Raw genomic sequence first — 12355 nt, forward strand, 5'->3', positions numbered from 1 at the left:
AAACCAATCAAAATGAGTATAAGAAACTATCTTGACAAGATAAGGCCCAACTTCCGCGAGGGGGGCAAGCTGCACGCCCTTGAGAGCGTGTTCGATGGTTTTGAGTCGTTTCTCTACGTGCCTAACGACACGTCGAAGAGCGGTGTCCACATCCACGACGCCATCGACTCGAAGCGCATCATGAGCATGGTGGTCATCGCCCTGATGCCGGCCATGCTGTTTGGCATGTACAATGTGGGCTATCAAAACTATCTCGCCGCCGGCACACTGGCCGGAGCCTCGTGGTTCCAGCTGTTTGCCTTCGGCTTTCTGGCCGTGCTACCCAAGATTCTCGTGAGCTACATCGTGGGGCTGGGCATCGAGTTTGCCTGGGCGCAATGGAAGCACGAGGAGATACAGGAGGGCTACCTCGTGAGCGGCATCATCATTCCGCTCATCGTGCCCGTGACCACTCCGCTGTGGATGCTCTCCCTGGCCTGCGCCTTTGCCGTGATCTTCTGCAAGGAGATATTCGGCGGCACGGGCATGAACATCTTCAATGTGGCCGTAGGCGCGCGCATGTTCCTTTTCTTCTCCTACTCGTCCCGGATGACGGGCGACACCGTGTGGGTGGCTCAGAACGCCATCTTCGGCCTCGGCAACACACTGCCCGACGGCACCACCGCTGCCACACCCCTCGGACTCATCGGACAGGGCATAGCCCCCACGGCCAGCCTCTCCGACATGATATTCGGATTCATCCCCGGTTCCATCGGCGAAACCTCCGTCATCGCCATTGCCATGGGCGCGGCCATCCTCCTTTGGACAGGCATCGCCTCTTGGAAGACGATGGGCAGCGTGTTTGCCGGCGGCATCTTGATGGCACTCGTGTTCCAAGCCTTGGGCATGACCCCCATCCGCTGGTATGAGCACATCGTGCTCGGCGGTTTCAGCTTCGGCGCCGTGTTCATGGCCACCGACCCCGTGACCTCCGCGCGCACCGAGACCGGCAAATACATCTACGGCCTCTTCATCGGCGCGATGGCCATCATCGTGCGCGTGATGAATCCCGGCTACCCCGAGGGCATGATGCTCGCCATCTTCTTCGGCAACATGTTTGCCCCGCTCATCGACTATTGCGTCGTCGACAGAAATGTCAGCCGCCGCGTGAAGCGCTGGACAAGTGATAACCAATGAATGACAAAAGACAAAACGACATGGCGATGAAAACAAATTCAAACACCTACACGCTGATTTATTCTTCGGTGATGGTGATAGTCGTGGCCTTCTTGCTGGCTTTCGTGTATCAGGCTTTGAAGCCCATGCAGGATGCCAACGTGGCTCTCGACCTGAAAAAGCAGATACTCTATTCGCTCAACCTGCGCGACCTTGACAATGCACAGGCCGAACGCACCTACAGCGAGGTGGTGAAGCGCGAGGAGCAGGTAGACGGCAACACGCTCTACGTGTGTGAGGTGGACGGCAAACCCAAGTACGTGATTCCCCTCAAGGGCATGGGCCTGTGGGGCGGCATCAGTGGCTTCATAGCCGTCAACGACGACCGGCAGACCGTCTACGGGGCCTACTTCAACCACGAGAGCGAGACGGCCGGCCTCGGGGCCGAAATCAAGGACAACCGCGCTTGGCAGGAGAAGTTCCGCGGCAAGCACCTCTTCAAGAAGGGCTCGGCCGATGTGGCTCTCGCAGTGAAGAAGAAAGTGGACGACCCCGACACGCAGGTGGATGCCGTGACCGGCGCCACGCTCACCTCCAACGGCGTGAGCGACATGCTGCGTGAAGGCATCGAGAAGTACAGGCCGTTCCTCGAAAAGAAATGACAACCGAAACAGAAACAGCATTATGAGTCTATTTTCAAAACAGAATAAAGAGGTCTTCTGCAACCCGCTCAACCTTGACAACCCCATCATGGTGCAGGTGTTGGGCATTTGCTCGGCCCTGGCCGTCACTTCGCAGTTGAAGCCGGCCATTGTCATGGGGCTGGCCGTGACCGTCATCACGGCTTTCTCCAACGTGATCATTTCCCTCATCCGCAACACCATCCCCAACCGCATACGCATCATCGTGCAGCTGGTGGTCGTGGCCGCGCTGGTGACCATCGTGAGCCAGGTGCTCAAGGCGGTGGCCTACGACGTGAGCGTGCAGCTCTCGGTCTATGTGGGTCTCATCATCACCAACTGCATCCTCATGGGCCGGCTCGAAGCCTTCGCCATGACCAACAAGCCCTGGCCCTCGTTTCTCGACGGCATCGGCAACGGTCTCGGCTATGCCATGATACTCGTGGTGGTGGGCTTCGTGCGCGAACTCCTCGGCAACGGTTCGCTTCTGGGGTTCAGAGTGGTGCCGCAGGCCCTCTATGCCGCCGGCTACATGAACAACGGCATGATGACCATGCCCGCCATGGCACTCATCCTCTTGGGGTGTGTCATCTGGGTGCATCGCGCCTATTTTTATAAGGAGAAATAAGATATGGAACACGCAATAAGTTTATTCTTCCGTTCGATTTTCGTCGACAACATGATTTTCGCCTTCTTCCTCGGCATGTGCTCGTTCCTTGCCGTGTCGAAGAACGTGAAGACCTCCCTGGGTCTGGGCATCGCCGTGACCTTCGTGCTGCTCGTCACCGTGCCCGTGGACTATCTGTTGCAGACCCGCGTGCTCGGCCCCGACTGTCTGCTGGAGGGTGTCGACCTGAGCTATCTGAGCTTCATCCTCTTCATCGCCGTCATTGCCGGCATCGTGCAGTTGGTGGAGATGGTGGTCGAGAAATACTCGCCATCGCTCTATGCGGCACTCGGCATCTTCCTGCCGCTCATCGCTGTCAACTGTGCCATCATGGGTGCTTCGCTCTTCATGCAGCAGCGCATCCTGCTCGACCCCTCCAACTCGCAGGCCATCACCAGCGTGTGGGACAGCATCGTCTATGCCGTGGGCTCCGGTCTGGGCTGGACACTCGCCATCGTCTCCATGGGGGCCATACGCGAGCGCATGCAGTATTGCGATGTGCCAAAGCCCCTTCAGGGACTGGGCATCACGTTCATCACGGTAGGGCTCATGGCGATGGCCATGCTCTGTTTCAGCGGTCTTAAAATTTAAAGAGGGAGGATTTTCTATTATGATGGAATTTATATCAGCTACCATCGGAGTGTTTCTCGTCACGATACTCCTCTTGGTGATTGTCCTGCTTGTGGCCAAGAAATATCTCAGTCCGAGCGGCAACGTGAATATCGAAATCAACGGCGACAAGGTGCTCTCCGTGGCCCAGGGCTCCAGTCTCATGGCCACGCTCAACGAACAGGGCATCTTTCTGCCCTCTGCCTGCGGCGGCAAGTCGAGCTGCGGACAGTGTCGCGTGCAGGTGATGGAGGGCGGCGGCGAGATACTCGACCCCGAGCGGCCCCATTTCACCCGCAAGGAGATCAAAAACCACTGGCGGCTCGGCTGCCAGTGCAAGGTGAAGGGCGACCTCAAAATCAAGATTCCCGAGAGCGTGCTCGGCGTGAAGGAGTGGGAGTGTACCGTCATTTCCAACAAGAACGTGAGTTCTTTCATCAAGGAGTTCAAGGTGGCTCTGCCTCCGGGCGAGCACATGGACTTCATGCCCGGCTCCTATGCACAAATCAAGATTCCGGCCTACGACACCATCGACTACGACCGCGACTTCGACAAAGCCGACATCGGCAGCGAGTATCTGCCCGTGTGGGAGAAGTTCAACATTCTCTCGCTCAAGGCCCACAATCCCGAGCCCACCGTGCGGGCCTATTCCATGGCCAACTATCCCGACGAGGGCGACATCATCATGCTCACCGTGCGCATAGCCACCACGCCCTTCAAGCCCCGTCCGCAGGTGGGCTTTCAGGATGTGCCCACGGGCATCGCCTCTTCCTACATCTTCTCGCTCAAACCGGGCGACAAGGTGACCATGAGCGGCCCCTACGGCGATTTCCACCCCATCATCAACTCCAAGCGCGAGATGATATGGGTGGGCGGCGGTGCCGGTATGGCCCCCCTGCGTGCGCAGATCATGTACATGACCAAGACGCTCCACTGCCGCGACCGTGAGATGCACTATTTCTACGGTGCCCGCAGTCTGAGTGAGGCTTTCTTCCTCGATGATTTCTACGAGCTGGAGAAGGAATATCCCAATTTCCATTTCCATTTGGCACTCGACCGTCCCGACCCCGCAGCCGATGAAGCCGGTGTGCCCTACACTGCAGGCTTCGTGCATCAGGTGATGTATGAGACCTATCTCAAAGACCACGAGGCCCCGGAAGACATCGAATACTACATGTGCGGCCCCGGCCCCATGTCGCAGGCCGTCCAGCGTATGCTCGACAGCATCGGCGTGGATCCGTCGTCCATCATGTTCGACAACTTCGGATAATCGTCCGCATTTTTCGCAACCGATTTGCATAGACGGCTTTTTTGCCGTATCTTTGCAGTAGCAAGGGGAGTGTACACGCGCTCCCCTTTTTTTAGTTTCCAATCCACCAACAGGCCCCCGAGAAGACCCCCCATCCCCCTAAAGGGGGGCTTTGCCATCCACTTGTTCGCAGGAAGGATGCCCCCCTTTAGGGGAATGGGGGGTCTCTTATTGAATATTAGCCGTTAAAGCTCTGATATTGGCAGATTTTTGCTAAATTTGCACCCGATAAAGAGTTCCGGAGAGGGAGTACCCTCCAGCGTGTAGGGGCAGCGCTTTATGCCTGCCCGCACGTTTCGCAGAAACGTATCCATCCCAAGCGCATGGCAATCGTCCGACGACATACGATTTTTCAAATCGTGCGGGCAGGCATAAAGCACTGCCCCTACGCGTGGAGAGGGTGATCGTGTGGCGGGCGTTGCTCCCCGGCACTCCCTTTCTCCGTCTCCAACACGTATGACCAGATGATGAAAAGAGTCTTTTTGCTTCTTTTGCCACTCCTCGTGCCGGTCGCCGTTTCGGCGCAAACCGGCGATGAAGATACGCGCCGATGGGCTGTTGACGGCTTCATTGGTACGGCAGGCCCCATGCACATGAAGACCGACGGACAGGTTTTTGGAAGCACGCTCCCGTCTGTGCGCGAGGGCTTTGCGTCGGGTGTGCATGTGGAATATTTCCTGCCCTACGCGCCCTTTTCGCTGAAAGCAGGATATGAACACGAGGAACTGAACTTCGTGAACCAAGACATCAGCTCCACGATGAAAAGTCTGAGTCTCGGTGGCCGCTATTATCCGTTGCCACGCCACTGGGTGGTGCAGCCATACACCGGAGCCGACCTGCTGGTCAACATCGGGGCGGTGAATGACAATCAGAGCATGGAAAGCTATTCCTCCTCTGCCGTCCGCCCCTCTTATCGGCGCGAGGCGAGGGTGCGCCTACCACGCTTCGGGGCGGCCTCCGTGGTGGGGGCAGACATCCGTATGTTCTCGTCCATCTATCTGCAAATGCAATACAGCTACCGGCTCGCTGTAGGGTCGCACGTAGACATCCGCTCCCGCGCCCTCTCGGGCAACGGCCCCGTCAGCCACGACCACGGCACACTCCATCGCCATGCCCTCTCCATAGGTTTGAAGATAGCCTTCCCCTTCCGCTTCACCACGCGCGACGGCGAGGGCCTGATAAACCTGCTGCTCGATGCATTGTTTCCCGACGACTATTCACATAACAGAATGTATAACCGATAAACTGAACCCGTTGGAAATGAATAAGATAAAAGACATATCCGTCGTGGCCTTCGATGCCGACGACACCCTGTGGGACTGCCAGTCCCACTTCGACCGCGTGGAGCGCGAATACTGCCGCCTGCTCTCCTCCTACGCCGATGCCGAGACCGTGAGCCGGGGGCTCTTTGCCACCGAGGGGCAGAACATGAAGCTGTTGGGCTACGGTTCCAAGGCGTTCACCATCTCGCTCGTAGAGAATGCCGTCAACGTGAGCGGCGGACAGGTGAGGGCTCGCGAGATAGCCCAAGTGGTGGCGCTGGGCAAGCAGTTGCTCCATCTCGACGCCACGCCTCTGCACGGTGTGAAGCAGGTGCTGGACAGGTTGCGCTCTTCGGGCAACTATCGCCTCAGTGTGTTTACCAAAGGCGAACTGCTCGACCAGGAGAACAAACTGTATCGCTCGGGGCTCAGCGACTTCTTCGACGACGTGACCATTGTCTCCGACAAGACTCCCGAGACTTTCTGCGGGCTCTGCGACAAAATGCAGGTGGAGCCCGAAAACCTGCTCATGGTGGGCAATTCGCTCAAGTCGGACATCGACCCCGTGTTGCGCATCGGTGGTTGGGGAGTACATGTGCCGTTCCGTGTCACGTGGCAGCATGAGGTGATCGACGAGTTTTCGCATCGCCGACTTGTCACCTTACAGCATATCTCCGAATTGCTTCCGCTGCTCGTGGAGTAGGGAGCCGGAGTGGGGGAGCCGGTCTGCCGGGCGTAGTGTGTTGAGATTTTTTAACGCTTTGCGCTTTAAACCATTTGTCCTTTTGTCTATCCAATAAAGCAACGGGGTCCCCGATGTTGGGGATGTGTCCCGACAGGATAATTATTTAAACAAAAAACAACAAGACAATGAAGAAGATTTTTATGACTCTCATAGCTGCCATGACGCTGTCGGTGGCTATGGCGCAGCCCGGTTGCTGCAAGCAGAATGATAGAAGAGGAGAAAGACATGCCCCCACGGCCGAGATGATGACTTCGCGCATGGTGGAGCATTTGGGGCTTGACAACGTGCAGGCCAAGAAGTTGGCCAAGCTCAACAAGAAATACGAGAAGCTCATCACAGCCGGTCCGATGAAACCCCGCCGTCATTGCGATGCCAAATCTGACTGTAAACCGCAGCCCGACGGCATGACCGGGGCCACGATGCAGAATGGCAAATGCCCCGACCGGAACGACGGGATGAAGAGGGACATGGGGAAGCGTCGCGCCAAATACAAGGAGTATGACGGCGAACTGGAGAAGATTCTCACCGCCGAACAGTTTGCCAAGTTCCGCGAGTTGCGCAAGACCCATCGCAGCGGCTGCGACGCCGAGGGCAAGCCTGATGCCGATTGCAACGGCTACGGAGACTGTGCCCGGAAGTGACTTTCGCCGCCGGCATGAACCGTATGGACACAAAGAGGCAGGAATTGAAACCGTCAATTCCTGCCTCTTCGCGTTTGTGTGGCCCGGCATTGTGCCTCCGGAAGCCCTTGCAAGAGCCTTGCACTTAGCAGCCCGAGCCGTCGAGCCGGCATGAGGGGGCATCCGTGGCGGCGGGACGGATGCCGGCCTCCTCGGGGTTGAGGGTGACGGTGCCGTCTTCCAGCACGAAGCACGGGATGCCTGCATAGCCCATCCGCTTGGCTTCCGCGAAGGCCGGACTGTTGTCGCGCAGCTGCAAAAAAGCCTTGAGATGGCGTACATGTTCGCCGATGTCTATCACCTGATAGCGACTGTCGCCTTTCACCTGCTCCTCCACTGCCATGCAGTCGGGGCAGGTTTTCATGCCATAAATCTTGATCATGATGTTCCTTTCTATATGATAAGGTGAAAAATTAGAGAAGTCGGAGCTGTTGTCGGGAGTCGGAAGCGGGGTGCCTCCGGTTCCGTTAAGTTCGGCAACTCCCCTTAGTGGTTGCAGATTTTCGTTGCATCCACCGTGAAACTCTCCGTGCCGGCGGGCATAAATTTGCCCCGCTCTTCGAGAAAGTCGACCAGTTCTGCAGCCGTCATGCTCTCGACAGAGCAGGTGTGGAAACGCTCGTCGGCGCCAAACTTCTCGATGATAGCCTTTACGAGGCTTTCCTTGGTGGGATAACAGTTGCCCTCCATCATGTGGAGTACGTCGTGTCCGTGTGCCATATACTTTTCTTTTCTCTATTGATGATGTGTTTGTTTGTGGCGGCAAAGGTAGAACTTTTGTTCAAGACGGAGGGGCACAAATGTGACCTTGGGTTGCGATTTAACTAATTTTGCTCAAGTTTTGCAATCGTTCAGCAATTTTTTTTGTACTTTTGCCTCGTCTTACGATATCACCCCCACACACCGTGCCACAGGCAGCGGGAAATTACATACACACGCATATTAAAGACTGAACTTTTGCAAGTTCAGCAGGAGTTAAAGGAGTTAAGGAGAAGTTCCTTGGGCGATAGCGAAAAAAAGGGAGTTAAGACGATAGCTCTCTCCTCCTATTCTCCAAGGGACTCAAGCATTAAAGCTGTTGTCTTAACTCCTAACGAGCGAAGCGAGTGCTAACTCCCTTTGACTCCCTTTAACTCCTAAAGTTGAGCGTGCGAAACTTAAATTAAAGATTTATGGGAGGTTTTTTCGGAACCATTTCGGTGAAGAGCTGTGTCGACGACCTGTTCTATGGCACCGACTACAATTCTCATTTGGGCACGAAGCGTGCCGGGTTGGTCACATTCGACAAGCAGCAGGGATTCAGTCGAAGCATCCACAGTCTGGAGCGCAACTACTTCCGCTCCAAGTTTGAAGACGAACTGGCCAAGTTTACGGGCAATCAGGGGATAGGAGTCATCAGCGACACCGACCCGCAACCCATCATCGTCAACTCCCATTTGGGCCGCTATGCGGTGGCGACCGTGGCCAAAATCAACAATCTTGAAGCGATAGCGGGGGAGATGTTGGCCAAGCGGATGCACCTGAGTGAAATGTCGGCCAACCAAATCAACCAGACCGAGATGGTGGCTCTGCTCATCAACATGGGCGACTCCTTTGTGGAGGGCATCAACAAAGTCTACGAAAAGATAGAGGGTTCGTGCTCCATGCTCATCCTCACCGAAGACGGCATCATCGCCGCCCGTGACTTCATGGGGCGCACCCCCATCGTCATAGGGCGCAAGGACGGTGCCTATGCAGCCACGAGCGAGACGACGAGCTTTCCCAATCTCGACTATCAGGTGGTGCGCGACCTTGGTCCGGGCGAGATTGTGCGGCTCACGGCCGATGGCATGGAGGTGTTGCAAGAGCCCTCGCGGCGCAAGCAGGTGTGCTCGTTCCTGTGGGTCTACTACGGTTTCCCGTCGAGCGACTACGAGGGCATCAATGCCGAAGACGTGCGCGAGCGCAGCGGCAAGGCCTTGGGTGAGGAAGACAAGACCGAGGCCGACCTCGTGTGCGGCATCCCCGACTCGGGAGTGGGCATGGCCGTGGGCTATGCCGAGGGCCACGGCATACCCTACAAGCGCGCCGTGTTGAAGTACACACCCACATGGCCCCGCTCCTTCACACCCGGTACACAGACCCGTCGCAGTCTCGTGGCCAAGATGAAGCTCATCCCCAACAAGGCCATTCTGGAGGGCCGGCGGGTGGTGTTCTGCGACGACAGCATCGTGCGCGGCACGCAGTTGCGCGACAACGTGCGCACGTTCTTCGACGACGGGGCCCGCGAGGTGCACGCCCGCATCTCCTGTCCGCCGCTCGTCTACGGGTGTCCCTACATCGGATTCACCACCTCCAAGAGCGACCTCGAACTCATCACACGCCGCATCATCAACGACTTTGAGGGCAATCCCGATGCCAAACTCAAGGAGTATGCCACCACCGATTCGCCCGAATACACCCGCATGGTAGACGAGATAGCCCGTCGGTTGGGCCTCACCACGCTCAAATTCAACAAGATAGAGACCCTCGTCAAGGCCATAGGCCTGCCCAAATGCGACCTTTGCACCCATTGCTTCGACGGCAGCGGATGCAGCCGATAGGGGCTCCGGCCCTGTTTTCGGGGGCTTTGCGGCCCTCGACGCGGGAGTTCTCGAATAGTGATAGTTACTTTCTTACCCATTCACTTTTTTACCTTTTAAGATTATGCAACAGTTAGTTATCAATTCCTATGATGAGTTTGCCGCCTATCTCGGCAAAGAACTCGGCGTGTCCGATTGGCTGCCCGTAGATCAGGAACGCATCAACAAGTTTGCCGATGCCACTCTCGACCCCCAGTGGATTCACGTCGATGTGGAGCGTGCCAAGCGCGAAAGCCCCTACAAGAGCACCATCGCCCACGGTTATCTCACGCTCTCGCTGCTGCCCTACCTGTGGAATCAGATCATCAAGGTGAACAATCTCGAGATGATGGTCAACTATGGCATGGATCAGATGAAGTTCGGCCAGGCCGTTGTCACGGGCAGCCGCATCCGTCTGGTGGCCAAGCTCAAGGACATCACCAACCTGCGCGGCATCTGCCGGGCGGCCATCGACTTCAAGATAGAGATAGAAGGCCAGCGCAAGCCCGCACTGCAGGGCATCGCCACCTTCCTCTACTACTTCAAATGAACAAGTCAACCCTTATGGACGAGAAGAAAGAACAGATACTTGTGCGCATCACCGGGCGTGACCGTCCCGGACTCACGGCCTCGGTGATGGAGATTCTGGCGCGCTACGACGCACAGATACTCGACATCGGACAGGCCGACATCCACAGCACGCTCTCGCTCGGCATACTCATGCGTCTCGACGAGCGCAACTCCGGACAGGTGATGAAAGAGCTGCTTTTCAAGGCCTCCGAACTGGGTGTGAACATCGGATTCTCACCCATCAACGACGAGGAATACGAGAATTGGGTGGCCCGTCAGGGCAAAAACCGCTTCATCCTCACCATCATCGGGCGCAGTCTGTCGGCCCGGCAGATAGAGGCCGCCACCAAGGTTATAGCCCGTCAGGGGCTCAACATCGACTCCATCCTGCGCCTTTCCGGTCGCCGGAGCATCCGCAAGGAGGCCCAGAACGTGCGCGCCTGCATCGAGTTCTCCCTGCGCGGCACGCCCGAGGACCGTCCGCTCATGCAAGCCCAGCTGATGAAACTCAGTTCGGAGATGGAGGTGGACTTCTCCTTCCAGCGCGACGACATGTACCGCCGCATGCGCCGGCTCATCTGTTTCGACATGGACTCCACGCTCATCCAGACCGAGTGCATCGACGAACTTGCCGCCCGGGCCGGTGTGGGCGAGCAAGTGAAGGCCATCACCGAGCGCGCCATGCGCGGCGAGATAGACTTCAAGGAGAGCTTCACCGAACGCGTGGCCCTGCTCAAGGGGCTTGATGCCGGCGTGATGCAGGAGATAGCCGAGACCATGCCCATCACCGAAGGCGTGGACCGCCTGATGTCCGTCCTCAAGCGTTGCGGCTACAAGATAGCCATCCTCAGCGGCGGATTCACCTATTTCGGCGAGTATCTCCAGCGCCGCTATGGCATCGACTACGTGTATGCCAACGAGTTGGAGATAGGTGAAGACGGCAAACTCACGGGCCGCTACGTGGGCGAGATAGTCGACGGCCACCGCAAGGCCGAGCTCCTCCGCCTCATCGCACAGGTGGAGAAGGTGAACCTTGCTCAGACCATTGCCGTGGGCGACGGGGCCAACGACCTGCCCATGATCAGCGAAGCCGGTCTCGGCATCGCCTTCCATGCCAAACCCCGCGTGCAGGCCAATGCCGACCAGAGCATCAACACGCTCGGCCTCGACGGCGTGCTCTACTTCTTGGGATTCAAGGACAGCTACCTTGGCGAGCAGGGGAAACTCTGACGGCATGTCCGCCGGTGGGAGAGGCGACATTCCTCTTGCCGGCCGCCGGTTTTCTACCGGTGTGCCGGTCCATGCCACGCTGTGTTCCGGCTCTGCAAATCTTTTGCATTTTTTCCACCAAATGTTTTGCGGTTAAGAAAAATAGTTGTACTTTTGCATCCACATTCGCGGCAGGCTGTTGCCGTGCCAATGTATCTCAGGAAGGTTGGCAGAGTGATCGATCGCGCTGGACTCGAAATCCGGTATACCCCTTTCGGGTATCGGGGGTTTGAATCCCTCACCTTCCGCTAAGGCTGTTGCCTGCGTCCTTGATGGGGCGGCAATGAGCTAAAAGATTACCAAATCGCTGTAAGACTACGTTCTTGCAGCGATTTTTTTTGTGCCTGAACGGCGTGTGACAGACCCACCTTGGGGGCAATACCCACCCCGGTCCTACCTGTAGGGAGGAGGAAAGGACAAAAGACAGCTTGAAGATGCGGCTGTCTCCACTTTAGGGGAAGTCCCATCTCCGTGTGGAGAGGAAGGAGAAAAGGGGAGGAAGGGGAAAGACAGATTCAGACAGAAAGTTTGTCAAACTATTTGGCCGGTTTCGCGCCTTGTGCTTGCGATATTTGCAAGCGTTTCCCTTTTGGTCGGGAATACGCGAAAAATGACGAGGATGCCAACCTGTTGACGGTCAGCGGTTTGACTTTTCTTGACATCTCAAACCACCTTAAACAGCGTGTCGGAGAGCCCGAATGAGGGAGCAAAACAGCCCGGGCGAGGCCGCCGTTCGGGCCGTTTGAGATGCCGACTGTGCCCGTTTGGCACGCTGACTGTGGCCCTTTGACGGGGCGGAGTGGGTTTTT

At 57.0% G+C, this 12355-nt stretch carries 13 protein-coding genes and 1 tRNA gene; 12 read left to right on the forward strand and 2 right to left on the reverse strand.

Annotated features, from left to right (window positions below):
• Positions 1 to 12 precede the first annotated feature (12 nt).
• From HMPREF6485_RS12225 to HMPREF6485_RS12260, 8 genes are all read left to right on the forward strand, one after another.
• Entirely contained in the window at positions 13 to 1176 is a 1164-nt protein-coding gene (locus HMPREF6485_RS12225) for an NADH:ubiquinone reductase (Na(+)-transporting) subunit B (RefSeq protein WP_004346877.1), read from the forward strand.
• A 26-nt stretch (positions 1177 to 1202) separates the two neighbouring features.
• A complete protein-coding gene (locus HMPREF6485_RS12230; protein WP_169310388.1) occupies positions 1203 to 1817 on the forward strand; it encodes an FMN-binding protein in 615 nt (204 codons plus the stop codon).
• Between the two features lie 22 nt (positions 1818 to 1839).
• Positions 1840 to 2463, forward strand: coding sequence for an NADH:ubiquinone reductase (Na(+)-transporting) subunit D (locus HMPREF6485_RS12235; protein ID WP_004346880.1), 624 nt, complete (start codon positions 1840 to 1842; stop codon positions 2461 to 2463).
• Positions 2464 to 2466: 3 nt separating this feature from the next.
• On the forward strand, positions 2467 to 3093 hold the full coding sequence (nqrE, locus tag HMPREF6485_RS12240) for an NADH:ubiquinone reductase (Na(+)-transporting) subunit E (protein ID WP_004343749.1): 627 nt from the start codon (positions 2467 to 2469) through the stop codon (positions 3091 to 3093).
• 19 nt (positions 3094 to 3112) lie between these two features.
• Complete coding sequence (gene nqrF, locus HMPREF6485_RS12245) at positions 3113 to 4381, forward strand: NADH:ubiquinone reductase (Na(+)-transporting) subunit F (RefSeq protein ID WP_004346882.1); 1269 nt, start codon at positions 3113 to 3115, stop codon at positions 4379 to 4381.
• Between the two features lie 503 nt (positions 4382 to 4884).
• Positions 4885 to 5664: a hypothetical protein gene (locus HMPREF6485_RS12250; protein ID WP_004346884.1), complete on the forward strand. Its 780-nt coding sequence runs from the start codon at positions 4885 to 4887 to the stop codon at positions 5662 to 5664.
• 16 nt (positions 5665 to 5680) lie between these two features.
• Positions 5681 to 6385 carry an HAD family hydrolase gene (locus HMPREF6485_RS12255; RefSeq protein WP_004346887.1) on the forward strand — a complete coding sequence of 235 codons (705 nt, stop codon included), beginning with the start codon at positions 5681 to 5683 and terminating at the stop codon, positions 6383 to 6385.
• Between the two features lie 167 nt (positions 6386 to 6552).
• A complete protein-coding gene (locus HMPREF6485_RS12260) occupies positions 6553 to 7068 on the forward strand; it encodes a DUF4890 domain-containing protein (protein WP_004346889.1) in 516 nt (171 codons plus the stop codon).
• A gap of 124 nt (positions 7069 to 7192) precedes the next feature.
• Here HMPREF6485_RS12260 and HMPREF6485_RS12265 read toward each other — a convergent pair whose 3' ends face one another.
• Positions 7193 to 7489, reverse strand: a complete 297-nt coding sequence (locus HMPREF6485_RS12265) for a hypothetical protein (protein WP_004346891.1) — start codon at positions 7487 to 7489, stop codon at positions 7193 to 7195.
• 104 nt (positions 7490 to 7593) lie between these two features.
• Entirely contained in the window at positions 7594 to 7827 is a 234-nt protein-coding gene (locus tag HMPREF6485_RS12270; protein ID WP_004346893.1) for a YecH family metal-binding protein, read from the reverse strand.
• Positions 7828 to 8279: 452 nt separating this feature from the next.
• Here HMPREF6485_RS12270 and HMPREF6485_RS12275 point away from each other — a divergent pair, with 452 nt between their 5' ends.
• From HMPREF6485_RS12275 to HMPREF6485_RS12290, 4 genes are all read left to right on the forward strand, one after another.
• Complete coding sequence (locus HMPREF6485_RS12275) at positions 8280 to 9689, forward strand: amidophosphoribosyltransferase (RefSeq protein ID WP_004346894.1); 1410 nt, start codon at positions 8280 to 8282, stop codon at positions 9687 to 9689.
• A 103-nt stretch (positions 9690 to 9792) separates the two neighbouring features.
• Positions 9793 to 10257, forward strand: coding sequence for a MaoC family dehydratase (locus tag HMPREF6485_RS12280; RefSeq protein WP_004346896.1), 465 nt, complete (start codon positions 9793 to 9795; stop codon positions 10255 to 10257).
• Positions 10258 to 10271: 14 nt separating this feature from the next.
• On the forward strand, positions 10272 to 11507 hold the full coding sequence (gene serB / locus HMPREF6485_RS12285) for a phosphoserine phosphatase SerB (protein ID WP_044126451.1): 1236 nt from the start codon (positions 10272 to 10274) through the stop codon (positions 11505 to 11507).
• A 199-nt stretch (positions 11508 to 11706) separates the two neighbouring features.
• A tRNA-Ser gene (locus tag HMPREF6485_RS12290) sits at positions 11707 to 11794 on the forward strand.
• The last annotated feature ends 561 nt before the right edge of the window (positions 11795 to 12355 follow it).

The organism is Segatella buccae ATCC 33574 (assembly GCF_000184945.1).
Lineage (GTDB): Bacteria > Bacteroidota > Bacteroidia > Bacteroidales > Bacteroidaceae > Prevotella > Prevotella buccae.

Coding starts and splice junctions, on each gene's coding strand:
- nqrF (WP_004346882.1), top strand. CDS start 3,113: ATGATGGAATTTATATCAGCTACCATCGGAGTGTTTCTCGTCACGATA.
- nqrE (WP_004343749.1), top strand. CDS start 2,467: ATGGAACACGCAATAAGTTTATTCTTCCGTTCGATTTTCGTCGACAAC.
- HMPREF6485_RS12280 (WP_004346896.1), top strand. CDS start 9,793: ATGCAACAGTTAGTTATCAATTCCTATGATGAGTTTGCCGCCTATCTC.
- HMPREF6485_RS12250 (WP_004346884.1), top strand. CDS start 4,885: ATGATGAAAAGAGTCTTTTTGCTTCTTTTGCCACTCCTCGTGCCGGTC.
- HMPREF6485_RS12225 (WP_004346877.1), top strand. CDS start 13: ATGAGTATAAGAAACTATCTTGACAAGATAAGGCCCAACTTCCGCGAG.
- HMPREF6485_RS12235 (WP_004346880.1), top strand. CDS start 1,840: ATGAGTCTATTTTCAAAACAGAATAAAGAGGTCTTCTGCAACCCGCTC.
- HMPREF6485_RS12275 (WP_004346894.1), top strand. CDS start 8,280: ATGGGAGGTTTTTTCGGAACCATTTCGGTGAAGAGCTGTGTCGACGAC.
- HMPREF6485_RS12265 (WP_004346891.1), bottom strand. CDS start 7,489: ATGATCAAGATTTATGGCATGAAAACCTGCCCCGACTGCATGGCAGTG.
- HMPREF6485_RS12260 (WP_004346889.1), top strand. CDS start 6,553: ATGAAGAAGATTTTTATGACTCTCATAGCTGCCATGACGCTGTCGGTG.
- serB (WP_044126451.1), top strand. CDS start 10,272: ATGGACGAGAAGAAAGAACAGATACTTGTGCGCATCACCGGGCGTGAC.
- HMPREF6485_RS12270 (WP_004346893.1), bottom strand. CDS start 7,827: ATGGCACACGGACACGACGTACTCCACATGATGGAGGGCAACTGTTAT.
- HMPREF6485_RS12230 (WP_169310388.1), top strand. CDS start 1,203: ATGAAAACAAATTCAAACACCTACACGCTGATTTATTCTTCGGTGATG.
- HMPREF6485_RS12255 (WP_004346887.1), top strand. CDS start 5,681: ATGAATAAGATAAAAGACATATCCGTCGTGGCCTTCGATGCCGACGAC.